21 protein-coding genes are annotated in these 25362 nt (G+C 42.4%); 15 read left to right on the forward strand and 6 right to left on the reverse strand.

What is annotated here, in order from left to right; translation table 11 throughout:
- Position 1: 1 nt before the first annotated feature.
- Positions 2–1462, forward strand: a complete 1461-nt coding sequence (locus HY064_15435) for a hypothetical protein (GenBank protein MBI3512049.1) — start codon at positions 2–4, stop codon at positions 1460–1462.
- A gap of 169 nt (positions 1463–1631) precedes the next feature.
- Entirely contained in the window at positions 1632–2744 is a 1113-nt protein-coding gene (locus HY064_15440; protein MBI3512050.1) for a hypothetical protein, read from the forward strand.
- Between the two features lie 85 nt (positions 2745–2829).
- On the opposite strand, the gene HY064_15445 is transcribed toward HY064_15440, so the two are convergent.
- The gene (locus HY064_15445; GenBank protein MBI3512051.1) at positions 2830–4617 is read right to left on the reverse strand and encodes an arginine--tRNA ligase; all 1788 of its coding nucleotides are present in this window, start codon (positions 4615–4617) and stop codon (positions 2830–2832) included.
- A 4-nt stretch (positions 4618–4621) separates the two neighbouring features.
- On the reverse strand, positions 4622–5572 hold the full coding sequence (gene rocF / locus HY064_15450) for an arginase (protein MBI3512052.1): 951 nt from the start codon (positions 5570–5572) through the stop codon (positions 4622–4624).
- A gap of 103 nt (positions 5573–5675) precedes the next feature.
- Between rocF and HY064_15455 the strand changes: the two genes are divergently transcribed.
- The 6 genes from HY064_15455 (at position 5676) to HY064_15480 (ending at position 13597) form a co-directional block, all read left to right on the forward strand.
- A complete protein-coding gene (locus tag HY064_15455; GenBank protein ID MBI3512053.1) occupies positions 5676–7073 on the forward strand; it encodes an arginine decarboxylase in 1398 nt (465 codons plus the stop codon).
- Between the two features lie 110 nt (positions 7074–7183).
- Positions 7184–7891: a hypothetical protein gene (locus tag HY064_15460; GenBank protein MBI3512054.1), complete on the forward strand. Its 708-nt coding sequence runs from the start codon at positions 7184–7186 to the stop codon at positions 7889–7891.
- A gap of 98 nt (positions 7892–7989) precedes the next feature.
- Entirely contained in the window at positions 7990–10638 is a 2649-nt protein-coding gene (locus HY064_15465; GenBank protein ID MBI3512055.1) for a DNA translocase FtsK 4TM domain-containing protein, read from the forward strand.
- 109 nt (positions 10639–10747) lie between these two features.
- Positions 10748–11464, forward strand: a complete 717-nt coding sequence (locus HY064_15470; GenBank protein ID MBI3512056.1) for an outer membrane lipoprotein carrier protein LolA — start codon at positions 10748–10750, stop codon at positions 11462–11464.
- A 103-nt stretch (positions 11465–11567) separates the two neighbouring features.
- Complete coding sequence (locus HY064_15475; GenBank protein ID MBI3512057.1) at positions 11568–12632, forward strand: gliding motility-associated C-terminal domain-containing protein; 1065 nt, start codon at positions 11568–11570, stop codon at positions 12630–12632.
- Positions 12633–12634: 2 nt separating this feature from the next.
- Positions 12635–13597, forward strand: a complete 963-nt coding sequence (locus HY064_15480) for a type IX secretion system membrane protein PorP/SprF (GenBank protein MBI3512058.1) — start codon at positions 12635–12637, stop codon at positions 13595–13597.
- A gap of 10 nt (positions 13598–13607) precedes the next feature.
- Here HY064_15480 and HY064_15485 read toward each other — a convergent pair whose 3' ends face one another.
- Positions 13608–14387: a M15 family metallopeptidase gene (locus HY064_15485; protein ID MBI3512059.1), complete on the reverse strand. Its 780-nt coding sequence runs from the start codon at positions 14385–14387 to the stop codon at positions 13608–13610.
- Between the two features lie 167 nt (positions 14388–14554).
- Here HY064_15485 and HY064_15490 point away from each other — a divergent pair, with 167 nt between their 5' ends.
- The 5 genes from HY064_15490 to HY064_15510 all read left to right on the forward strand — a co-directional run bounded on the left by HY064_15490 (position 14555) and on the right by HY064_15510 (position 22183).
- On the forward strand, positions 14555–16597 hold the full coding sequence (locus tag HY064_15490; GenBank protein MBI3512060.1) for a M13 family metallopeptidase: 2043 nt from the start codon (positions 14555–14557) through the stop codon (positions 16595–16597).
- A 212-nt stretch (positions 16598–16809) separates the two neighbouring features.
- Entirely contained in the window at positions 16810–18696 is a 1887-nt protein-coding gene (gene yidC, locus HY064_15495) for a membrane protein insertase YidC (GenBank protein MBI3512061.1), read from the forward strand.
- 115 nt (positions 18697–18811) lie between these two features.
- Positions 18812–20557, forward strand: coding sequence for a T9SS type A sorting domain-containing protein (locus tag HY064_15500; GenBank protein MBI3512062.1), 1746 nt, complete (start codon positions 18812–18814; stop codon positions 20555–20557).
- Between the two features lie 39 nt (positions 20558–20596).
- On the forward strand, positions 20597–21235 hold the full coding sequence (locus HY064_15505) for an FMN-binding negative transcriptional regulator (GenBank protein ID MBI3512063.1): 639 nt from the start codon (positions 20597–20599) through the stop codon (positions 21233–21235).
- 261 nt (positions 21236–21496) lie between these two features.
- Positions 21497–22183, forward strand: coding sequence for a hypothetical protein (locus HY064_15510; GenBank protein ID MBI3512064.1), 687 nt, complete (start codon positions 21497–21499; stop codon positions 22181–22183).
- 127 nt (positions 22184–22310) lie between these two features.
- Here HY064_15510 and HY064_15515 read toward each other — a convergent pair whose 3' ends face one another.
- Positions 22311–22469, reverse strand: coding sequence for a hypothetical protein (locus HY064_15515; GenBank protein ID MBI3512065.1), 159 nt, complete (start codon positions 22467–22469; stop codon positions 22311–22313).
- 146 nt (positions 22470–22615) lie between these two features.
- Here HY064_15515 and HY064_15520 point away from each other — a divergent pair, with 146 nt between their 5' ends.
- Together HY064_15520 and HY064_15525 are read left to right on the forward strand one after the other, a co-directional pair.
- Complete coding sequence (locus HY064_15520) at positions 22616–22963, forward strand: type II toxin-antitoxin system RelE/ParE family toxin (GenBank protein ID MBI3512066.1); 348 nt, start codon at positions 22616–22618, stop codon at positions 22961–22963.
- Complete coding sequence (locus HY064_15525) at positions 22960–23289, forward strand: helix-turn-helix transcriptional regulator (GenBank protein ID MBI3512067.1); 330 nt, start codon at positions 22960–22962, stop codon at positions 23287–23289. Before HY064_15520 ends, HY064_15525 begins: the two co-directional genes overlap by 4 nt.
- Before the next feature lie 52 nt (positions 23290–23341).
- Here the strand turns inward: HY064_15525 and rfaD are convergent, their stop codons facing one another.
- Entirely contained in the window at positions 23342–24307 is a 966-nt protein-coding gene (rfaD, locus tag HY064_15530; GenBank protein ID MBI3512068.1) for an ADP-glyceromanno-heptose 6-epimerase, read from the reverse strand.
- A gap of 261 nt (positions 24308–24568) precedes the next feature.
- A complete protein-coding gene (locus HY064_15535; protein MBI3512069.1) occupies positions 24569–25327 on the reverse strand; it encodes a TerC family protein in 759 nt (252 codons plus the stop codon).
- Positions 25328–25362: the final 35 nt, after the last annotated feature.

Below are 25362 nucleotides of genomic sequence, written 5' to 3' on the forward strand. Positions count from 1 at the left end.
CATGAAACGATATTTTTATTTTCTTTTTTCATTTTTTTTCATCACGAATTTTCTGCTCCATGCGCAAATCTTTACTCCTGTACTCACGCAGGGTGCAGAATGGAAAATGAAAGACGGTAATGCCCCGTACCTTGCTGGAGCAGACTCATCGGGATATTATGCATTCGTGAAAACTGATTTCGGTATTCGCGCAAAAAAATTCGACAGGAACGCAAAACTCATTGCGGATGTAAGCGCGGGCAAACTCTGGTACGCGCACGATGAAAGTGAATTTACAATGGGGCAACTGCTCGGAAAAAATCTTTATATGTTCACGACCGGATGGGATGGAAGTAAAAAATCATACACACTGATCGCGCAACGCGTAGATAGGACCACAATGAACGTGGAGGCAAAACAGGATGTGATAGCTGAATGTCCAGCTTCTTATTATTCCTGGAAAATGGAAAACAATGGCATGAGTTATGCTTTTTCCAACAGCGGGAAAAAAATGCTCTTGTACTGGAAAACAAAATCGGATAAACTGAATGGTTTGCAATATTTTTTTCGTGTACTCGACGATTCTCTGCATGTCCGCTGGGAAAAAGAAGTGGGTCTTCATTTGTGCGCAGATAGTACGATTATTAATTCGGTGACTGTGGATGAGAATGGATTCATTTATTTATTCACCACGGTTTTTCAACGAATGGGTTTGCATCCGCAGTATGAATATCATCTTGTGGTACTGCGCGATTTCGGAACTTTTGTGAAAGATGTGAAGATCAGCATCGCGGGTGCGCATATCGTGCGCGCAATGGCAGATGTGTGCGCCGACGGGAGCGTGCGCGTGGGCGGAACGTACACGATTGGATCGAATGATTCCATCAGCGGAACTTTTTTTATGATCTGCGATGCGAATGGTTACCAACCGTTCATTTCTTCTTTGCAATCTTTCAGTGAAGATTTTTTAAAACGCTACGCTCAGAAAATTTCAGTAATCGTAAGATCGGTGCCCGCGCTTTTTGAGGTGAAAGGATTTTTTGTGAATGAGGATGGAGGATCAACCTTGCTAATGGAAGAAACATCGTACTTCGCTCCTGATCCGGGACCTGACCTTCCTTCAGAATTTTTTTCCGGCGATGTGGTTACGATCCGAGTGGATGAGAACGGAAAAATAAAATGGGAAAATTTCATGGACCGGAAAATGGAATCTTATGCTGTGCCCTGCGAAGATCCCTGGTGGACCTACAACAACGGTGAATTGATCCTGATGTATTACACGCTGGATATGGAAAAAGAAATGATCAAAGCCGGCGATTACATTTGTGCAATCGATGCCGATGGAAAATCATCTATGGAACTTTATTCTAAACTTTCGACGTGTACTTTGACTCATGGTGAGATGAATAATTTTTTTCCGTCGGAAATTATTTCCTGTGAAAGTTGTGAGAATACATACAGGATGGTGCTGATGAAATGGTAAAATGATAACCCGCTGAAAATTTCCTATTCCGTCTCCTGCAATTTTTACGCAAACTATCTTCCCTCCTGTTCCATCCGTCGAAAATGGTGCAGCATTATTTTTCTTCGCCCGAACTTTGCACTGTAAGGTAATTGCGCTTAAATAGTGAATTCAACTAAAAGATAATATTATGAAACGTATCCTCATTTTAATGTTCGCCGGATTAGCGGGTGTAACATTTGAATTCTGCAACCACAAGGAAGGCAATGTAACAAAACTTTCGGGAAACGGATTGGATCTGTATGCGGTGATGAATCTTTTCAGAACATCGCGTGATCCCGCAGAATTCGAAAAATCGCTGAATACAAAAAGCAATCACATCAACAACCTCGATCTTAACCAGGACGGCAAAGTAGATTATATCCGTGTTATCGATAAACGAAAAGAAAAAGATCATGCTATTATTCTACGTGTACCGCTCAATGAAAAACAGTCGCAGGATGTTGCAGTGATCGAAACAGAAAAAACCGGTGACAAAGAAGTGCATATACAGATCGTGGGCGATGAAAATCTTTATGGAAAAGAATACATTGTTCAGCCCTCAGAAAAATCAAAAGGTACTGCTGGTTTCGCTTATGCATCGGCATCCATTATTGTGAACGTGTGGTACTGGCCGTGCATTGCGTTCATTTATTCTCCCGATTATGTTTTGTGGGAATCTCCGTGGTACTGGGACTATTATCCCGATTGGTGGATCCCGTGGGAACCGGTGAGTTTCGGGATTTATTATCCTTACGTTTTTGATTACCACGAACAATACGTGAGAGTTTACGAAAATTATTTTCCGGATTGTGAGATGCTCTACTATCCATACCGAAGAAGAGTTGATCCCCGATATTTTGAAAATAGAAATTACAGCGTGGAAAAAAATAATGGAGGTGGAAGAAGAGAAGGAGAAGTGAATAAACCGGAAAAGATCTTTGATCACAATGTCCCGATGGAAAAAAATACAGGCCGCGAGCACCCGGTAAAAAGTAACGATCAGAAAATTACGCGCTCCTATTCTTCGCCTCCTCGTGGTTATCCATCGAAGCAAAATAATCGTGAACCGGAATTTACGCGGAGCAATGCAAGACATGAAAATTATGAACCTATGCATTATCCGGCGCAGCGCAATTCGGGTCCGGTGCGGATGTCTTCGGGTGAGACTGGAAATAACCGGCAGGTACAACCTAAAATGCCGGCAGGTTCTCCTCCGCCCGCTTTTCATAAACCGTCAGACATTCGTAAAGGCGGGCATTGAAAACCTGGAATGCAGGAGCCGCTTCTGAATAAACAAGAGCGGTTCCTGTTTATTTTTTGAAAAAATAATCAGCGCTAAGTTGCGGCTACATCTGCTCCGGCACTTTTATTCCCAAAAGTTTCATTGCAGTTTTTATTGTACGCGCAACAGTTACAGAAAGCACAAGACGGAAATTCCTCAATGAAATATTTTCTTCTTTCAGCACCGGGCAAACATCATAGAACTGGTTGAATGTTTTTGCGAGATCGTAGGTGTAGTTGGCAATGAGCGCCGGGCTCAAATTATTCGCCGCTTCATTCACCACCGAAGGAAATCCGAAAATGATTCTGATGAGTTCTTTTTCTTTTTCATGAACAGCAGCAGAAATATCGATTGCAGGAATTTCTTTCAATCCCGATTTTCTCCAGATGCTGCGTATGCGCGCGTGCGTGTACTGCATGAACGGGCCCGTGTTGCCATGCAGATCGATGCTCTCTTTGGGATTGAAAATCATTTTCTTTTTCGGGTCCACTTTCAGTATGAAATATTTGAGCGCCGCCATTCCCACGATGTGAGAAAGTTTTTCCTTTTCACTTTCCTCCATTCCTTCGATCATTCCTTTTTCTTCCGCGAGCGCGCGCGCACCTTTTTCCATTTCATCAATGAGATCATCAGCATCCACCACGGTTCCTTCTCTCGATTTCATTTTTCCTTCCGGCAGATCGACCATGCCGTAGGAAAGATGGAACAAACTGTCGGCCCAGTGGTGTCCTAATTTTTTCAGCGAAACTTTCAGCGTTTTGAAATGGTACTCCTGCTCATTGCCTACAACGTAAATATGTTTGTCGAAATGAAATTCCCGGTAACGCTCTTCCGCTGTGCCGAGATCCTGCGTAATGTAAACGGAAGTTCCATCGCTGCGCAATAAAACTTTCTGGTCGAGCCCGGCATCTGTGTTGTCAATGATCACTGCGCCATCATCGCGCTTATGAAGAATTCCTTTTTTCAATCCTTCTTCCACGATCGATTTTCCCAGCAAATACGTTTGCGATTCGTAATATGTTTTATCGAACTCAACTCCGAGTTTTTTGTAAGTGATCGCAAATCCATCGTACACCCAGCCGTTCATTTTTTTCCAGAGCGCAATTACTTCGGGATCGTTTGATTCCCATTTTAGGAGCATTTCATGAGCGTAAAGCATCAGCGATGATTTTTTTTCTGCTTCTTCCTTACTAATGCCTGTGGACTGGAGTTGTAGAACTTCTTCTTTAAAATGTTTATCAAATTCCACATAATATTTCCCCACCAGATGATCACCTTTCATTCCACTCGACTCCGGTGTTTCTCCATTCCCGAATTTCTGCCATGCGAGCATGCTTTTACAAATATGAATTCCGCGGTCATTCACCAAATTCACTTTCGTCACCCGGTTTCCGTTCGCAGCGAGAAGTTGTGCTATAGAACAACCCAGTAAATTATTCCGTATGTGGCCCAGGTGAAGCGGCTTGTTTGTATTGGGCGAACTGTATTCCACCACAACGAGCGGAGACGAATCCGTGGCGATCTTTGTTCCGAAATTTTCATCGGCTGCAATTTCTTTAAGTCCGCTCAGCCAGAATTCTTTCCCGAGAATAATATTCAGGAACCCTTTGACCACGTTGAATTTTTCTACTTCAGGAACATTTGACTTGAGATATTCGCCGATCAGTTGCGCCGTTTGTTCGGGCAGCTTTCCCGACGATTTTACAAATGGAAAAACAACAAGAGAAATATCTCCTTCGAATTGAGGATTTGTTTTCTGGAATGCGATGTTGCTGTTATTCGCAGTGTAGCCGAAAAGCGTTTCAACAGCGCGGAGAATGTGTGTAGAAAGAAGTTGTTCAGGAGAATTCATAAAATCAGTAAGTGATCTGCGAAACAACTTTGGTAAGAATTTCAAAAGTATTTTCCGCCATTAGGTTTTCTTTATCAAGAGTAGGATTCACTTCGCATAATTCGAAGCAGCAGACTTTTTCATTCTGAATAAGCCGCACGAGAAGAGAACCGGCTTCTTTTTCAGTAATACCATTGCGAACGGGGGTGCCTGTGCCTTTTGAAATAGATGAATCCATACTGTCCACGTCGAATGAAATGTAAATTAGATTGCACTGATTGAGATGAGCGAGTGTGTCGCGTGCAATTCTTTCCACTCCGTGTCTCTTCACTTCATTCGTAGTAAACATTTTTACATTATGCTTTTTCAGAAGAGAAGTCTCCTCCGGTTCCACATCGCGCACACCCACGTAAACGAGGTCCCTGTATTGAAGTTTGGGTACAACACCTCCTACTTCTTTCAGTTTTTTCCAGAGCTCAATCGTTTCTTTATCCGGCTTATTCATCTTGTTCGCCACGTTGTCTTCACCTAACGATGCGGCTATCGGCATACCATGCAAGTTGCCTGATGGTGTGGTCCATGGAGAATGGATATCGGCATGCGCGTCGATCCAGATCACTCCGAGTCTTGCTTTGGGGTAAGCCATTCTTATTCCGGCTATGGTTCCTCCGGCCGTGCTATGATCGCCAGCCAGTACAATAGGAAAGCCGTTTGAACGAAGGGTTTTCTGAATTTCGCTTGCCACCCGTTCGTACATGGTGATCATTCCCTTGATCCTCTTGGCGTAAGGTTGCGCTGTGGGTTCAAACAGCAGGTTATTCTCGTTCTTGATTTCAACAGACTCATGCTGGCGAAACATGCTGGAGCCATAATCAAGTGCAGCAATTTTAATGGCATCTACCCCAAGACTGGCTCCCCTGGTTCCAGCTCCAATCTCGGATTTGACTTCAATGAATTTTATTTTTTTGTAGGCCATATTATCTCTTACTTTTGTGTTCTGTTTCAAAGCAACTCACTTACATATCATGCACACACGCACAAGTAACTCACCCACATCTTCTGTTCTCAATCCGGTAGCTATGGAAAACACCTACCAGAATTTGATCGAACAAACGTTCAATTTTCCCCAGGAAGGATTTTCCGTTCAGGAAAATGAATTGTATTTCAATGATATACCATTAATGGATATTATCAAAAAATATGGTACACCATTGAAGGTGACTTACCTTCCCAAGATCAGTGAGCAGATCCAGAAAGCAAAACGGCTATTCCACGTTGCTATGGCAAAAGTGGATTACAAAGGTAGTTATACCTATTGTTATTGCACAAAGAGTTCTCACTTTTCATTTGTGCTGGAAGAAGTACTGAAGAATGATGTGCACTTGGAAACATCATCTACTTACGACATCAATATTGTGAAAGAACTTTTCAAAAAAGGGTTGATGACGAAAGAACATTTTGTGGTTTGCAATGGTTACAAACGCAAGCAATACCAGCAGATGGTGACCGATCTTGCTAATGACGGATTCAATATTCTTCCGGTGCTTGACAATAAAGCGGAGCTCGATTATTATGCAAAATATTTCAAGGGGTCGAAAATGAAGATGGGTATCCGCATTGCTTCTGAAGAAGAACCGAATTTTCAGTTTTACACTTCACGATTGGGAATTCGCCATAGTGAGATCATCCAGTTTTACAAGGAAAAGATCGGTTCGAATCCGAAGTTCGAATTGAAGATGCTTCATTTTTTTATCAATACGGGAATAAAAGACACGATCTATTACTGGACAGAACTTGCAAAATGCCTGAAAATATACTGGGAACTTAAACGAATTTGTCCATCTCTCGATTCGCTGAATATTGGAGGTGGAATGCCGATCAAAACTTCACTGGGTTTCGAATATGATTATGAATACATGATCGAAGAAATCATTTCGCAGATCAAGAATTTCTGCGACAACAATGAAATTCCTGAGCCGAATATTTTTACCGAATTCGGATCATTCACTGTGAGTGAAAGTGGTGCGGCGCTCTATTCCGTGATTGATACAAAATTGCAGAACGACCGCGAGTTGTGGTATATGATCGATAGTTCTTTCATCACAACTCTTCCTGATACATGGGGTATTAACCAAAGATTTATATTACTTGCCATAAATCACTGGGAAAGAGAATATCAGAATGTTAATCTAGGAGGCCTTACCTGCGACAGTATGGACTTTTACAATACCGAAGCGCATGCCAACCAGGTGTTTCTCCCTAAGGCCAGCCAGGGTGAAAAGGACCCCTTGTATATTGGTTTTTTTCACACCGGTGCTTACCAGGAATCACTTGGCGGATACGGTGGAATTCAGCACTGCCTTATTCCTGCACCGAAGCACGTGATCATTGACAAAGACGAAGAAGGTGAAGTAGTAACTCGTCTTTTTGCCAAAGAGCAGAGTTTTAAATCCATGCTCAAAACGCTCGGCTATTAGAGGGGAAAAAGCCAATCCGCCGTTCGGAATTTATCTTTACCTTGCCGCGTCCTAAACGGACGTATGACAGATTCGCCGAATCTGAATATCCAGCATTGACCCGAAAAATTATGAGCTCGCGTTTTTCGAAGAAAAGAATCGTCATTCTTCTCCTTTTTATCTCACTCATCGCGGGCTTGAGTTTTCTGCTTTTCAATCCTAAAACCGGAATTTTCAAGAAACATATTCGCGAAGGAATAATTTCCTACAAAGCGAGCGTGGTCGATGGAAAAGATTTTTCTTCGATGACCATGCCGGATAAAATGACGGTGACTTTCAAGAACGATTATTCGGCAGCAGAACTTGAAGCCGGATTGGGATTCGTGAGAATGAAATTCATTTCTGATCCTGTGAAAAAAATTTTTCTCAGTCAGGTCTATTTTCTCGAGAAAAAACAAAGTGTGATGGATATGGATGAGATCGCAAAAACTAATTATTATTTTCCGGATTACACTGTTGAGTATGGCAATAAAACGAAAGAAATTGCAGGTTGCAAATGTGTGAATGCGGTTCTGAAATTTGTTGATGGTTCCCCGTCCACCGAGGTCTGGTTAACGCATGACATCTCTATAAAAAATCCCAATTGGTCGAACGCTTATTACAAGATCGATGGGGTACTGATGGATTATACACTGAAGAAATACGGGCTCAAATTACACTTCACCGCCTCCTCTGTCACTGAATCGAAGATTGATGATAATTTCTTTACCGTTGCCCCGGAATATACCAAGGTGAAGAATAAAGAAATCGAGAAAATGTTCTCTGGTTTCTTCGATTAATTTCCTGTAAACAGGCAAAAGTTCATAACATTTCTGTGGTGCTCCTCCCGGCGGCATGGCAAGGAATAATTTTATCTGTTCATTAAGCGTTTTATACCATGGCGGAAAAAGAAAATGAAACCCTCAAAACCGTACGGAATGAATTTAGGGAAAAAAAATCCTTGAAAAAACCGGAAAAGTCCGAAGAGGATCCCGGTCTGGATATTGAAGAGGAAGAAGAAAAAAAAACGAGATCGCGCAAAAAAGATACTGAACCGGAAAAGAAAAATTCACCGAAAGAGAAAAAGAATACGGAATCCGCACCGCGCCGCAAAAAAGGAAATCCCATTGCAAATTTCATTACGCGCCTGCGCACCGATCAGAAACTGCATCGCATTACCGGCGCATTTCTCGTTTTTATTATTGCTCCTTATCTCACAGTCGCATTTGTTTCCTACTTTTTTTCGTGGCAAACCGACCAGGATAAAGTGATGGGGCCATTGGGAACTTTACTCGCTTCCGATGTTTCGGTTTCGAATGTACTCGGAAAATTAGGCGCACTCATCTCTCATATTTTCATTCACAACTGGTTTGGCGTAACTTCTTTCTTCTTCCCGATGGCAGGATTTGTACTCGGGTTGCGCCTGCTTGCCCATATCCGCCTGCTCCCGTTGAGAAAAACTTTTTCGTACGGAATTTACGCCCTGCTCTTCGGCTCGATCCTTCTCGGATTTGTTTTTAAAAATAAATTCTTTTTTCCCGGCGGAGTTTTTGGTTTCGAAAGCAGCTCGTGGCTGAATTCTGTAGTGGGCCCCATTGGCACCGGTTTACTCCTCGCTTTCTCACTACTGGTTTTCCTGATTGTAAATTTTAATTTATCATTCGCATGGTTGAAGAAAAAAGAGCCGGAAGTTGTTGCTGAAAGTGAATTGGCAGCGGAAGAAAATGATCTGAAAAATTCTTTCATCATTCACAGAAATGAAGAAGAAAAAAAAGAAACAGAAATTATTCCGGAAATAAAACAGGAAGAAAAAACAGAAGTGCCCGTGATCGAATTGCCGGTCGACAATATCATTTCTCCGCTCAATACAACCGGAGGAAAAGAACAGGAAGTGGTAACGAAAGATCTTTCCGGCAATGACGATATCCAGTTCACCATTGAGAAAAAAGAGAATTCCGGCGAATTGAGCGCCGATGAGATCGGTGCTAAGTCGGATGATCTGGTCCGTGAATTCGGTGAATACGATCCCACACTTGATCTTTCCGGTTACCAGTTTCCGTCAATAGAGCTGCTTGAAAATTATGCGTCAGGAAGTGAACCGAATGTGAATACAGAAGAATTGACGCTGAATAAAAACCGTATCGTGGAAACACTCGGCAATTATGGAATTGCCATTGAGAAAATCAAAGCAACGATCGGCCCGACTGTTACTCTTTATGAAATAATTCCTGCTGCAGGAGTCCGCATTTCCAAGATCAAAAACCTGGAAGATGATATTGCACTCAGTCTTTCTGCTCTCGGCATTCGCATCATTGCTCCTATTCCGGGCAAAGGAACTATAGGAATTGAAGTCCCGAATATGAATCCGGAGGTTGTTCCGATGCGAGCGCTCATGGCATCTGAACGATTTCAGAATACAGGAATGGATCTCCCGGTTGCTTTGGGAAAAACGATTGCGAATGAAATTTTCATTGCTGATCTCGGTAAAATGCCGCACTTGCTGATGGCCGGCGCAACAGGACAGGGAAAATCTGTGGGGCTGAATGCGATCCTTGTTTCATTGCTTTACAAAAAACATCCGGCGCAGATAAAATTCGTCCTTGTTGATCCGAAAAAAGTAGAACTCACTTTATTCAACAGGATCGAAAGGCATTTCCTTGCTAAACTTCCCGATTCGGCTGAAGCGATTATCACCGATACAAAAAAAGTAATTCATACACTGAATTCGCTTTGCATTGAAATGGATGATCGTTATAATTTGCTGAAGGAAGCACAAGTGCGCAACATCAAAGAATACAATGCAAAATTCATTCATCGCAAACTGAATCCTGCTAACGGACATAAGTTTCTTCCCTATATAGTTCTTGTTGTGGACGAATTTGCAGACCTGATCATGACCGCGGGCAAAGAAGTTGAAACTCCCATCGCGCGCCTTGCGCAACTCGCGCGTGCAATAGGAATTCATCTCATCATCGCTACACAACGTCCATCAGTCAACATTATCACAGGAACCATAAAAGCGAATTTCCCTTCGAGAATTGCGTTCCGCGTAACTTCCAAGATCGATTCACGCACCATTCTTGATTCGGGCGGAGCAGAACAACTCATTGGTAAAGGCGATATGCTTTATTCAACCGGCAACGATCTCATTCGCCTGCAATGCGCTTTTGTAGATACGCCTGAAGTGGAAAGGATAACGCGCTTCATCGGCGATCAGCGTGGTTATCCTGATGCTTTTCTTTTGCCGGAATATGTGGATGAAACTGCCGACGGAAAGTTTGAGATTGATGAAGGCGATCGTGATTCTCTTTTTGAAGAAGCGGCGCGCATCGTGGTGAATCAGCAGCAGGGATCTGCATCGCTGCTGCAACGGAAACTGAAACTCGGCTATAACCGTGCAGGCAGAATTGTGGATCAACTCGAAACGGCCGGCATCATCGGTAAATTCGAAGGAAGTAAAGCAAGAGAAGTTTTGATCAAAGATCTGATGGCGCTGGAAGAAAAACTCGTGCAAATTAATACCGGGAAGAAGGGCGATGTGGCGTGAAGGGTATTAATTAACAAGACTTTTCATCAACAACAGGCACGGACGCTGCGAGTTTCCTAACTTTGGAACGCTTTTTGGAATTATTGAATCAACTAACGTTACTCAAGTCATGATCCACTCCGTCAAAATCATTGCAGCATTTCCAGCTATACTTCTCGCATGCGCGCTCCACGCGCAGCCCCAGGCAAACGATCCGAATTACGATCCGAAAGCCAAAGTTATTCTTGATGATGTGAGTGCAACAGCGAAAGCATATTCCTCCATTACTGCAACGTTCAGCATCACCACAAAAAAAGCAGACGGAACGAGCGACGTTAAAGATGGCAATGTGGTGATGAAAAGCGGCAAGTACAAGATTGTACTCGACAATAAAGTGAAAGACAAAGTTTACAAAGAGGAATATTACAACGACGGAAAAACTACATGGGTTTATACAGAGAAAGACGGCGAACTCACCATTGATAATGCCCCGGATCCTGCTGCAAAGAAAAATGACAATACCATTTCTCCCAATGATATTTTTACCATTCATGAAAAAGGTTTCAAATACAAATTCATCAAAGAAGAAACCAAGGATGGCGTGGTTTACCAGTACATTGATCTCTACCCGGAAAAACCTGATAAGAAAAATTATCATACCGTAAAACTCACGATCGACAAAGTGAAAAAACAGATCACAACAGTTGTGTTCCTGAATAAAGATGGATCAACTACCACCTATGCCGTGAAGACTTTCACTCCGAATCTTGTGGTTGCCGATTCCACTTTTCAGTTCGATACAAAAACGCACGTGGTAAAGCAAACCATCGATATGAGGGATGAATAATTCCATTGTAAATTGAATCTGCAGCAAACGATTTTCAACTTTTCACGTCTTTTCTGAAATCACCTTCAAATCTTATCTTTGTGTTTCTTGTTAATCGATTAACGTGAAGTTACCCGCGAACTTTTTCATTTTTGTTTTCTCCATTGCATTCGTAACAAAAATGAATGCACAACCGCTCGTGGTATTTGCCGGAAATAATACCGTGATCTGCCCCGGCGCATCGGTCACCCTCGGTGGAACTCCAACCGCATCCGGTGGAACCACTCCCTACACTTACCTGTGGACTCCAAACGTGAACATCAACAATACAACAATTGCTAATCCAAGTGTGAATCCAGCTGTGCCCACATGGTATTATTTGAAAGTGACCGACGCAACCGGAACTGTAAAACGCGATTCTATTTTTGTTGATCTCAACCCGATTTGGGCTTACAACGCCGGAAACGATACCAGCATTTGCATTGGAGATACCATCATGCTTGGTTCGGTATGGAACAGTATGGCCGGTGGTGTAACTTATGCGTGGACGCCGACCTCCACACTCAACAATGCAACATTCCCAAGACCTTCTGCAAATCCAACCATCACCACTACTTATTCCGTTACGATTACAAGTACCACATGCAGCAGTAAAACATCTACTGTTACTGTTACTGTAAATCCTCTTCCTGTTGTTGATGCATGTTGCGCAACCACCATCAACGAAGGACAAACTGCTATTCTCACCGGAACAGGTGGAGTAAATTACGTTTGGCTGGGCGATAATTCTATTTCAAATTCACAGGGGAACCCGGTTACAGTGGAACCGCTCACAACAACTTTATACGTGATGTATGCACAGGACGGAAATGGTTGCATTAGCGCCGATACTGTTACTGTAACCGTTCATCCTGATAACCAACTTTATTTCTACAATACATTTTCTCCGAATAATGATGGAGTGAACGATTATTTATACATCGGGAACATCGGAAAATATCCGAACAACCGCATTGAGATTTTCACGCGCACAGGCCAGGAGGTATTTGCGATGACGGGTTATGCGAACAACCCGGGATGGGACGGAACCAATTACGGGGACAAACTTCCGGAGGCAACCTATTACTTAGTACTTGATCCAGGTGATGGCTCTGCGAAATATTATAAATCAATTACAATCGTCCGGTGATCATGAAAAAATATTTTCTTTTGATGCTGTTGTCCACCGGATTTTTTTCCGTAAAAATTTCTGCGCAGCAATTGCCCGATTATACCGGCTATCCTTCCATGTTTTTCCAATTGAATCCCGCATACACAGGAACGCGCGGTGACCTGGATGCGCGACTCGTTTATCGTAAGCAATGGGTTGGATTTGAAGATGCGCCCGTCACTCAATTCGCAGGAATACACAGCCGCTTGTGGAAAGGCCGTTTGGGCATTGGTACTACTATGTTCAAAGATGTAACGGGACCAACGAACAGAACAGATCTCGGCTTCACTGCAGCTTATCATCTTCATTTTCCAGATGTGGAATTCTCCGCCGGATTCGGTGCAGATTTCATGAAGTACACGATAGACGGATCGAAGATGACCACGCACTGGACCGGAGATCCGGCCGTTGATAATACGATTACAGATTCGGAACGGAAAACAAATGCGCGCGCCGGAATTTTATTGTACAACGATCGTTTTCATTTCGGGCTCGGTGTTCTTTCGATGGTCAATAACAAATCGGAATTTTATCTGAATGACACCACGAAAAAATCGATCGTGAGTTATGTGCCGCATTATTTTTTCACCTGCGGATACAATTTTCACGGCAACCCTGAATATGTATGGGAAAATAATCTCATGGCTGAATATGTTACCGGCCTTCCGATCATGATCAATTACAACCTGCGTGTGCATTACCGTGAAAAATTCATGGGTGGAGTTTCATGGCGTCTTAAAGATGCCATCGCTTTACAAGCAGGATACATTCTCCTCGATCATTTTCAATTCATTTATTCCTACGATATTGGAATTTCTCCTTTAAGAAAAGGACACAGCGGTTCGCACGAAGTCATGATCGGTTACCGTATGAATTTCGGCGATCATCACGGCGGGTACAAAAATTTTGATGAATTCCAGAAACAGAAGTTTCATCTTTTCTGATCGCTCTCACCTACTCCACCATTTTATAAATTTCTGCTGCACGTTCGCGCGTACACGAATTAAAATGCCACCACTCGGTTTGTATCCCGAAAAATCCGGCATGACGCATCACTTCGCGGAGAATTTCACGATTCGAAATTTCATACTGTGTCAATTCTCCATTCGCAAGTAATTCATTTTCCTTCTGTGGTTGTGCCTTGTCACCGAAATAATCAAAATCGGTTCCCATGTCGAGCGGAATTCCATGCTCATCAATAATGGAAAGATCAACCGCAGCACCATAATTGTGCAAAGAACCTTTTCCCGGATTGGAAAGATATTTCTGCCGCTCGCCCGGCGGAAGATGAAGCGTGTCCCACATCATGCGCTGAATATGCTGTGGCCGCACCGCATCATACACGATCAGCGAATAGAATGGAAATTTTTTCCTGAGGTACTTCTGCGCTTCGGCTAATTTCTGCGCCACATCTTTCTGCAGGTAACACTGATCGAAATCGCCGTACATATCCAGCTTCAGGAAATTATTGATCGTGGAATAACGCAATTCTGTTTTAATTGTGGAATCCAGATCTTTCACGTTAATGAGCCCGGCTTCCATCAGTTTTTTTTCCAGCTCACTCATTTTTTTTTCCGTAACAGAATCTGAATTTGCTTTTTCCAGAAATGATTTATTTACGAGAGAATCGTTCTCAATCGGAATGGAACTGTCCGGCGGAGACGGATCTTTTTTTGTTTTTTCTTCGCAGGAAAAAAAAAGGAACAGGAAGGAAAAACAAAACAGCGTTCGCACACACAAATGTATCAATACGCCATTATCCCTTCCAAAACCCGGTTTTCTATAGCCGGAAATGCACCATTCACAACGGAAATCTTCCGCCGGGAATAATGTGTCGGCGGCGTTTTCATTTTTCCTATTTTCACAACTTCATTGACGAAAATCAACTCAAATTCCAGATCATGAAAACTCTTCTTCCTTTTTTTCTTCCGCTTGCTTTCGTTGCAACATTTTCTTCCTGTAATCCCGACGAACAGGCAGCCACTTCCAACAACGCCATCGATACCACCAATTTCGACAAAAGCGTTCGCGCGCAGGATGATTTTTACCAATATGTGAATGGTACATGGCTCAAGAATAACCCGGTTCCTTCTTCTGAAAACAGTTGGGGTGCTTTCAATATTCTTGCTGATAAAAGCAAAAAAGATCTGAGAGCTATTTGTGAAGAATCAGCAAAAGGAAATAATCCTGCAGGATCGAATGCAGAGAAGATTGGTGATTTCTATAGCTCAGGAATGGATTCTGTTGCAGTTGAAAATGCAAAATTCGCACCGATCCAGGAATACCTCGACCACATTAACGCAATAAAAGACCTCGCGTCTCTCAATGCAGAGATAGCAGAACTTCATTCCATGGAAATGTCGGCTGGATTCAGCATGGGCATTACTGCCGATATGAAAGACAGCAAAACCAATGCGCTTTACGTGGGGCAATCCGGAACTTTTCTCCCGGAAAAAGAATATTATTTTTCCGAAGAAACCAAACCTTTCCGCGAAGCTTACAAAGTTCATTTGCTGAATATGTTCAAGCTTATGGGTGATGATGAAATGACTGCGAAGAAAAACGGTGAAGCAGTTTTCCAGATCGAATCCATGCTCGCCGATTCTTCCATGTCGGCAGAAGAAGAACGCGACCTTGAAAAAATGTATAACAAAATGTCGAAGGAGGATCTGATGAAGTTGTGTCCCGATTTTGACTGGAATACTTACTTCACTGCGCTGGGCATTCCTGCTGTGAATTTTGTGATCGTCACGCAACCTTCATTCCTGCGCCAGTTCAACCACATGCTTAAATCTACTCCGCTCGATGCATGGAAAGCTTACCTGCGCTTTGCGCTCGTACACAATTGCGCGCCTGCATTGCACAGCGCGGTGGCGAATGAAAATTTCAATTTTTTCGGAACAATGCTCAGCGGAATTCAGAAACAACAGGAAAGATGGAAACGTGTTCTCGGTAACACGCAGGGCGCACTCAACGAAGCGCTCGGCCAGATTTATGTTCAGAAACATTTCAGCCAGGAAGCAAAAGATCGTGTGAATGGAATGGTGACGAATCTTATAGCCGCCTACAAAGAAAGAATTCAGTCGAGAGACTGGATGAGTGATGCAACAAAAAAATCGGCGTTTGCAAAACTGGAATCCATTCTGCGGAAACTTGCTTTCCCCGATAAGTGGAGAGATTATTCGGGGCTGATGATCACAAAAGATTCCTACATGAAAAATATTCTCAATGGGAATATCTTCGATATGAAATTCAATATTTCAAAACTTTCCAAACCGGTTGACAGAATGGAATGGGGAATGTCGCCGGCAACGATCAATGCTTATTACAATCCTTCGAATAATGAAATTGTTTTTCCCGCCGCAATAATGCAGCCGCCCTTTTTCGATCCGAATGCTGATGATGCGGTGAATTACGGAGCAATGGGCGCAGTGATCGGGCACGAACTCACTCACGGTTTCGATGACCAGGGTTCCATGTACGATGCCGATGGAAATATGAAGAACTGGTGGACCACACAGGACAGCACGAATTTTAAAAATAAAACAGAAAAACTCGCCGCGCAATTCGACCAGTTCGTTGCAGTCGATAGCATGCAACTTCATGTGAACGGCCATCTCACCAATGGAGAAAACATTGCCGATCTCGGCGGACTCACCATTTCTTATTATGCTTTCAAAAAATCGCTCGAGGGAAAACCTGAACCGGCGAAGATTTGCGGATTTACTGCAGAGCAAAGATTTTTCCTTGCGTGGGCGCAGGCGTGGAGAACCAATCAGAAAACGAAAGCCGTGATCTTCCAGGTAAAAACAAATCCGCATGCGCCTGCACGATTCCGCGTGCTCGGGCCGCTTTCAAATCTCCAGGAATTCTATGATGCTTTCGGTGTGAAAGAAGGAGATAAAATGTACCGCAAACCGGAAGACCGTGTCCTGATCTGGTAATTGATTTTTTTTATGACAGGGCCGCGATATTTCGTGGCTCTTTCATTTTAAAATAATTTCATTGCTTATCCGACTGTTTTCAAAGGGTATCATCAAACCTGAAAGCCACATTATTCCATATCTTTGCCCGCTCTTAAAACAGTTTGCATCGCCCCGTATTTCCTGGTCTCAATAACGCTTAAATGGACAGAAGAACACTTATAGGTTTCGTAATGATCTCCTTCATCCTCGTTTTCTGGATGACGTGGAATTCCGGTAACAAGGATAAAGAAGCAGCCACACAAAAACGTATCGACGATTCCATCGCTCATCTCGATTCGATCGATCATTCGGAAAAGGTGGCGCTCAATAAAAAGAAAGACGACAGCATAAAGAATTTCCTGGCTAAAAATCCCAACATCAATTCCGATTCGTTGCGCAAAGCGCTGGAGAAACAGAATTTCGGGATCTTCTGCAACGCGCATAAAGGAACTGATTCTGTATTCACGATTGAAAATGAAAGACTGAAAGCCGATATCGCGAGCAAAGGCGGCAAGATCGTAAGAGTGGAATTGAAAGGAATAAAAACGTGGGACGGAAAACCGCTCTATCTTTTCAACAACGATTCCACTCACTTCGGCCTCTCTTTCTTCGACCGCAAGAGAAAACGTTACTCTACCGATTCACTTTATTTTCACGCTGCCGGAAATTCATTCAGGGTGAATGGAAAAGATTCCAACAGCATTTCCATGAGGTTGTATCCTGACACAACCGGCTGCTACATCGAATTTCGTTATTCGCTGCGTGGAAATTCCAGTCTCGTTGGCTGCACGACTTCATTCGCAGGGCTTGATCAGTTGCTCGATGACGGCCAGTCGCAACTCGACCTTACCTGGGCAATGAACACTCCTTCGCAGGAAAAAAGCCTCAAGAACCAGCAAATGGTGGCTTCTGTCTTCTATAATTTCGACGGGGAAGATGGTGTGGATAATCTGAAAGAAACCGGAGAAGATTCCAAATCACTGATCGGGAATGTGAAATGGGTTTCTTTCAAGCAACAATATTTTTCTTCCATTCTCATTGCGAAAACAAAATTCGCCAACAACGGTGAAGCTTCCATTCACACACCTTCCGATCCTTTCACGGTGAAATCCATGTCGGCAACTGTTCCGGTTCCATTCAGGAAAACAGCAAAAGAATCTTTCGCAATGAATTTTTATTTCGGGCCGAACAAATACAGCGATCTTAAATCTTACGATCTCCATCTCGAACGCGAGATCAATCTCGGCTGGTCTATTTTTGGCGGCATCAACCGTTACATTTTTATTCCTCTTTTTTCCTGGCTCGGCGACAACATCGCGAATTACGGAATTGTAATTCTCCTGCTCACGATCATTGTGAAGATCGTTCTCTTCCCGATCGCCTACAAATCATTTCTCTCTTCAGCTAAAATGCGCGTGCTTAAACCGGAGATCGATGAGATCAATGCGAAATTTGGAAAAGATGATCCGCTGAAAAAACAACAAGCGACAATGGCGCTTTACAAAAAAGCCGGGGTGAATCCTGCTGCTGGTTGTATTCCTTTGTTGCTGCAGATCCCGATCCTCTTCGCACTCATTCGACTTTTCCCTTCGGCGTATGAATTACGCCAGCATGGATTTTTGTGGGCACACGATCTTTCCACTTATGATTCTGTCTGGAATTTTGGTTTCAATGTTCCCGGTTATGGCGATCACATGAGTTTGTTTGCACTGCTCATGACCGTTTCTACTATTCTTTACACGTGGATGAACCAACAGACATTACAACCCGGAAGCGCACAACTTCCAGGAATGAAATGGCTCATCTACATCATGCCCATACTTTTCCTCGGATTCCTGAACAGTTATTCCTCGGCGCTCAGTTATTATTATTTCATCAGCAACATGATCACGTTCACACAAATGGCAGTGATGAAAAGATTCGTGGATCACGATGCGATTCGAGCGAAGATCGACGAGAATAAAAAGAAACCTGTGAAGCAATCGGGTTTCATGCAGCGATTGGAGAAAGCGCAACGCGAACGGCAAAAACAATTGGTCGATGCGCAGAAGAATGCGAAGGGCGGGAAGAAGAAGTAGCGGCAGTTGGCATTTCCTTGAGAGAAACATTTTTTTGCTTCATGTATGTTCGTGGATTAAATTTAAACCCTGCAGGCGCAGCGTGGTCTTACTCATAATTCAAAAAAACTGTACGATGAAAAACTTTTTACTCGCTGCGTTTATTTTATTCTCAACCCTTTCTCCGGCACAACTTAATCAGCGATTTTATTCGAGCGGAAATAATCCGTTCATCGCGCAGGATCTTGGCGCTGAGGTGAGTTACACTTTTGTAAGCTGGCGCGATATTCAGCAGAACATGTCGTCCACTTTCAATTGGAGTTTACTCGACACACGAATTCAGAATGCGCAAACACTCGGCCTGCGTACGATGATCGTCATTAATTGCACCAGCCCGCTTACTTCGCAGGATAGTATTCCCGGAACATGTGCGTACGATTCACATCTCAATCCCACGAGTGATAACGGTTCTTCATGGATGCCTGTTGGAAGCGACACCGCGCAATGGAAAATTTTTGTGCAGGCGTTGGTCGACCGGTACGATGGAGATACTACCAATGACATGAACGGGCTTATCTATCCTGTGAAAGAATGGAAAGTTGTGGGACAGGAATGGCAGCGCGTGTGGTGCAGCTCATACAATGACACGTTACTCGCAAATGCGCAGCAATTCGTTCAATTGGTAAACATGACCTACCGCGTTATCAAAACACAACAACCTTCTTCAGTAATTTGTTTTGCAGGAATTGATCCACGTGGTGCGAAAGAATCTTTTTCCGAAAATTATTTTAATCAGCCCACACTTTGCCTCAGCCAGAATTGTACATCAACTCAAAATGTAACGCCACCACAGATTATTATGATCCCTGGTTTTCAAAGCAACAGGAGAAACGTACAATATATTTTCAATAATGCAATGTATGACGAAGTGGATGTGCACATGTACGGTTATTGGAATGATATTCCCGGAGTAGTAGCATGGTTGCGCGATTCTGCGCAGGGAAAGCCGGTTGTTTTTATGGAAGGCGGAGGTCCGTACTGCCCCGCATGTGAAAATATTTATCACAATTCTTCTGACACAGATGGCCGTTTACCAACATTGCTTGTGCGCGATAATGCATCTTATGTTGTTTATTATTTCATCACCGGTTTTGCAAATGGTGTAAGTGAAATGCACTGGAATCACGGACCCGAATATTCCGGCTGGGGCGCAACGTTCGGCGATCTCGATCTGTTAAGCATCAATAGCGTGCGCAAACCTTCTTACTACGTTTATCGCTGGCTGGCGAAAGATCTTTTTTCAAATTCGTCAGCCGACACAGTGGAGAATATTCCTGAAAGTGATCCGCAGCTTTATCATTACATCATCAATCCATTAGGAATGAATGTGGCGTGGTCAACGAATCCAACTGACAGTATTGTGATCACGGGGCCAGGACAACTTTACCGATGGGACATTCCTCTTGCATGCGATTCGCTTTATCCTACTTACTGCGATTCACTCGTGCAACAAAGTTCGATTGCCGTTGGAAGTTCTTACACGATCTATCTCAACAACGACGTTCCGGTTTTCTATAGCTGGAATAACGTTTTGTCGTCTTCGCAAAATATTGCTGACGCCGATTCTTATTCTGTAAAAATTTATCCTGATCCCTTCAGTGAAACTGCCACACTAAAAATAAACGGGCCGGAGATCCGTGGTGCAGAAGTAAAATTGTATAACGATCTTGGACAGAATGTAAAAACGATTAACGCAGGAACAATTGGACTGGGCCAAACCATCACCCTTCAAAGAGATAATTTACCAGATGGATTTTATTTTATCCAGCTCGTGCAGGACAATAAAATTCTTGCCGTCGAAAAGCTGATGATTGCAGAGTGAGAAAGCCGTGAGTTCTGTTTTGAAATAAAATTTCACTTTATGTACGATCTTCCTTATCACAAAGAAAAAAACGAACAGGTCATCAAAGAATTTATCGATCAACACCCTTTCGCTTTTCTCACCGGTTGCGATTCACAGAACAAACCAATCGCAACGCAGGTTCCTGTTTTCATTGAAGAAAAAGACGGAAAGAAAATACTACGCGGGCATATCATGAAAAATACGGATCATCATAAAGCATTTTTACATAATGAAAATGTGCTCGCGGTTTTTAATGGCCCGCACACGTACGTGAGCGCTACGTGGTACAGCGATCCGCATTTGCCTTCGACATGGAATTATATGAGCGTGCATGTGAAAGGTGTGATCAGATTTCTTGACGACGCTGCATTGGAAGATGTTTTGCGTTTGACCTCTTTACATTTTGAGAATTATGATAAGAGTTCAACGACGACGTATGATAATATTCCGGAAGCTTTCAAACAGAAAGTGATGAATGCTATAGTCGCATTCGAAATTGAAATAAAAGAGATCGATACTGTTTTCAAACTCAGCCAGGATCGGGATAAGAAAAGTTATCTCAATATTATTGCGAAGCTGAAAGAAAAAGGAGAAGATGGAAAAGCGATCGCGATGGAGATGGAAAAAAGAATGAAGCAGCAATTTCCGGAAAATTAATTTTAGAAATTAATTGCCGGGCGTAATTTCTTCGGCAATATTCCGGACCGCCCTCCGCCATGGCAGCAGTAGGGTCACGGAGATATACTCTCATGTAAGTACAAAAAGCATACAGGATATCAAAAGTCCGTTCGGCGATATGGAATTCTAAGTGCTTTGGATTATATTTGATAAACCCTGAATTCGTCGGGCTTATCCGCCCGAATTGGAGAGATAAGGATGAAAACGTCAGGGTTATAAACGAGTTAGGCGTCATACAAGATGAGCCTAAAAAAAGGACTAATGGCAATAAAAATGACAGATAAATTGAAGGAACTTGAAAAACAGCTTGGTGCGTTTTCAGAAAAATCTGAACTCTCTGGGGAAAGACTTTTATTGTTTCCAGAAAATTTTAGACGAGTTCATTCCTTTAAAATATTTGGTAACGATTTACTAGCCATACCAGCAAACCTAATTATTGAAGGTGATGATGAAGAGTTTGAAAAACCTTTTAGTTTTTTGGACAGCTTGGAAACCATAAAAATATTTGATAGTGAATTCAGACCAGAAGTTCCAGACGATTTTATTCAAATAGGAAATTTATGTGGTTCAACTGAAATCGTATTATTAAACAAGTTGAAGAACACTGTTCATATTTTCCATGTCTCTGACATTGCGGATAAGGATTGGCTGAAGTACAAATTGGAAAAAGCAATCTGTGATTTAGAGGTATTCATTAACAATATTCGAGTTCAGACTGTTTGCTGTTTAATGAATCCTAAAGACTATTCTAAGTGGGATATTTTTGAAATTCGGAACAATGAAATATTGACTTTTAATGAGCTTTTGCAATATACAGACAAAGAAACTACATGGAAAGAATACAAAAAACTTGTAGAAAAATCACTAGAGAAAGGTTTTAAAATTCATTATGCTCCGAAAAAACTATTAAATGAACTTGCAGAATAAAGTACGAACGCCTAACACGGGTGCCCGTTGCCCGCCCGGTTTGGGTCGGGCAGGCACAACTTCCCTTTTCAAAAAATAATTCTCCTATTCGCCCGAATAGCGCAACTCGCTCCCGCTCCACAAAAGTTCACAACACAATTTTTTCTGTTAATGACAAACGGAAAATATTTTCCAGCGAAAAACAATGTTCATAATGAACAAAAAAATGTTCATCGTGTTCTGAATTCCATTTTTCCTCAGCTCCATCGCCACCACTTTTACTTTTTTCACTTTGTAGTTCATCCACTTTTTAAGATTACAGGTTGACAGTTTTGTACACCGAAATCGCCAACTTCTTAAACCCGCAAACCGTTAGGCGCAACCTTGACACCAATGACAAAGTTAAATTTGTTTCCTAATAAAGAAACTCGTATATTTGTATAAAAATCGGTTGTGACAGAAAAATTTAAGGTTCAATTCCTTGCAGACGCTGACGAATTCATTGCAAAACTTGACCTCAAAGCTCGCGAAAAAATCATTTATAATATTCGTAAAGCACAAGTTATTAATGATAATGAACTTTTTAAAAAACTTACTGGCGACATCTGGGAATTCAGGACTTTGTATAAAAAAACAAAATACCGACTTTTCGCTTTTTGGGACAACAGAGAAAAATCAAATACCATAGTAATTGCGACACATGGAATAATTAAAAAAACTGACAAGACACCGCTCGCTAACCTTGACAAAGCAGAGCGATTAAGAAAACAATATTTTAACCAAACAACTCATACAAAATGAAAACAGGTAAAAAATTAAAACTTTATTCGTTAGACGAAATTACCGACAAACATATTGGTAAAAAAGGCACCAAAAAACGTGACGAATTTGAAAGCGAATTGCGCCTTGACCTTCTTGGCGAAGCAATAAAAAGAGCAAGAAAGGAAAGACATTTGACTCAAGAAGAATTGGGCGATCTCGTTGGAGTACAAAAAGCTCAAATCTCAAAACTTGAACATAGTTTGACAGACGCACGTTTTGAAACTATCATAAAAGTTTTTAAAGCTTTGAACGCTAAAATAAATTTCAATATTGAACTGCTCGACCAAAGAGTAAAAATAGCTTGACAACTCATTCCCGCTCCATAAAAAATCACCGCATGCTTTTTGATTCCACGCGTTAGAGGAATTCCTTTTTGTCAAGATAATTCTTCACATAATCCCCCACTCCTTCTTCGAGCGAAGTAAAATCGTTTTTGTATCCCGCATCCCTCAGCTTATGCATATTCGCTTCTGTAAAATACTGGTATTTGTTTCGGATATCGGCCGGCGTATCAATGAAAGAATTTTTTTCTTCCTTATTCATTGCTTTGAAAGTTGCGTGTGCGAGATCGAGAAATGAACGCGCCTTACCGGTGCCGAGATTGTAAATTCCGGAAGCGGGATGATTGCGGTATAAAAACAAAATTACTTCCACCACATCTTTCACATAAATAAAATCGCGCAACTGTTCCCCGTCTTTGAATTCAGGTTTGTGCGAACGGAATAATTTCATTTCACCCGAAGAAGAAATTTGGTTGAACGCATGCAGGATCACCGAAGCCATTCTTCCTTTGTGATATTCATTCGGCCCGTACACATTGAAAAATTTCAACCCGTACCAGTTCGGGGGAGTTTTACTTTGTCCCAAAACCCATTTATCAAATTCATTTTTCGATTCGCCGTACGGATTCAGCGGTTTCAGTTTTTCAATTTTCGAATGATCATCGTCGTAACCAAATTCACCGAGTCCATACGTTGCGGCGGAAGAAGCGTAGATGAGCGGAATATTATTTTCAGCGCAAATATTCCAGATCATTTTCGAATACGCCACATTCAGTTCATCAAATATCTTTTTGTCAAACTCCGTCGTGTCCGTGCGCGCGCCTATGTGAAAAACAACATCGATCTCAGAAGCATTTTTCAAGAACCATTTTTCAAACAAACCACGATCGATCCGTTCCTGATAATATTTACCATTGAGATTCGGAAGTTTCTGCTCGTTTGAAAAATCATCGACCAGAACAAGGTCTTCGATGTCTTCCTCGTTAAGTTTTGAAACGAGACATGAACCGATGAATCCTGCTGCGCCAGTTACTATTTTCATTCGGATTTAAGATTTGAAATTCTCTGTAAAATTATAAAACACATTCATGTTCTCAAGATTATTTTTCAGAAGCGGTACTTCACCGCTTTAAATTTTCTTTGTTCCCGTCCGTTGGCCGGGGCTAATCGTGGCGGCTGCATTGCATTAAATTCACTGCTGTGCTTCTCGGCCCGGTCGGCTGAATAATCAGTGACCATATTCTGTTTTTGTACCCGGAAAATAAAATCGCTGCAGCCATTACAGATTAAATTTTACTGCCTGCTACTTTCTCTTCGGATAGCCAAAAACAAACGACGTGATCACCGGCAACAAAAAAACAGAAACAGTTCCTATGGAAACATAAAGATCCGCTTCATGGCTTTCGAGAAAAATTGCCAGAGGTGAATTCGGGTTGAAGCGCGTCCACAAACTCATCATCAGTTTTACGCCGAGAATAAAAATGACAACGAACGCCGCCGGTTCGAGGAAAGAAAAATTTTCCATGAGCTTTACAAATCCCTGCGCAACGAAACGCATGGCGAGAATTCCAATGAAAACACCGGTGCAGATGAGAATGATATTATTCGTAAAAGCAACTGCCGCAAAAACATTGTCGATTGAAAAAGCCATGTCCATCATTTCAACGAGCAGAACTGTCGACCAGAAAACGCCGAGTTTCCCGATGGTATTTTTATACAACCAGTTTTCATTTTTATTCAGCGTATCATCTTCTTTTTCCGGAGTGGCGCGCGATGAAAAATAATTTACAGAGAGATAAAGAAGATAAGCGCCGCCGGCCGCTTTCAGCCACCAGATCTTTACAAGATAAACAGCAAGCACTAAACTTATTCCGCGGAAAACGTAAGCGCCGAGAATCCCATACTTCAATGCTTTCCCTCGTTTCTCTTTCGGCAAATCCAGCACCATCGTCGCCAGCACCGCAGCATTGTCAACAGAAAGCAGACTTTCAATGATCACAAGGTTGAGAATGATGAGGAGAGCGCGCTCCGGATCGTTTACGATTTCCTGAAATACATTCATGAGCAACGAAGTTAAGGATTAGGTAATGCTTCTGA

Source organism: Bacteroidota bacterium (assembly GCA_016194975.1).
Taxonomy (GTDB): domain Bacteria; phylum Bacteroidota; class Bacteroidia; order Palsa-965; family Palsa-965.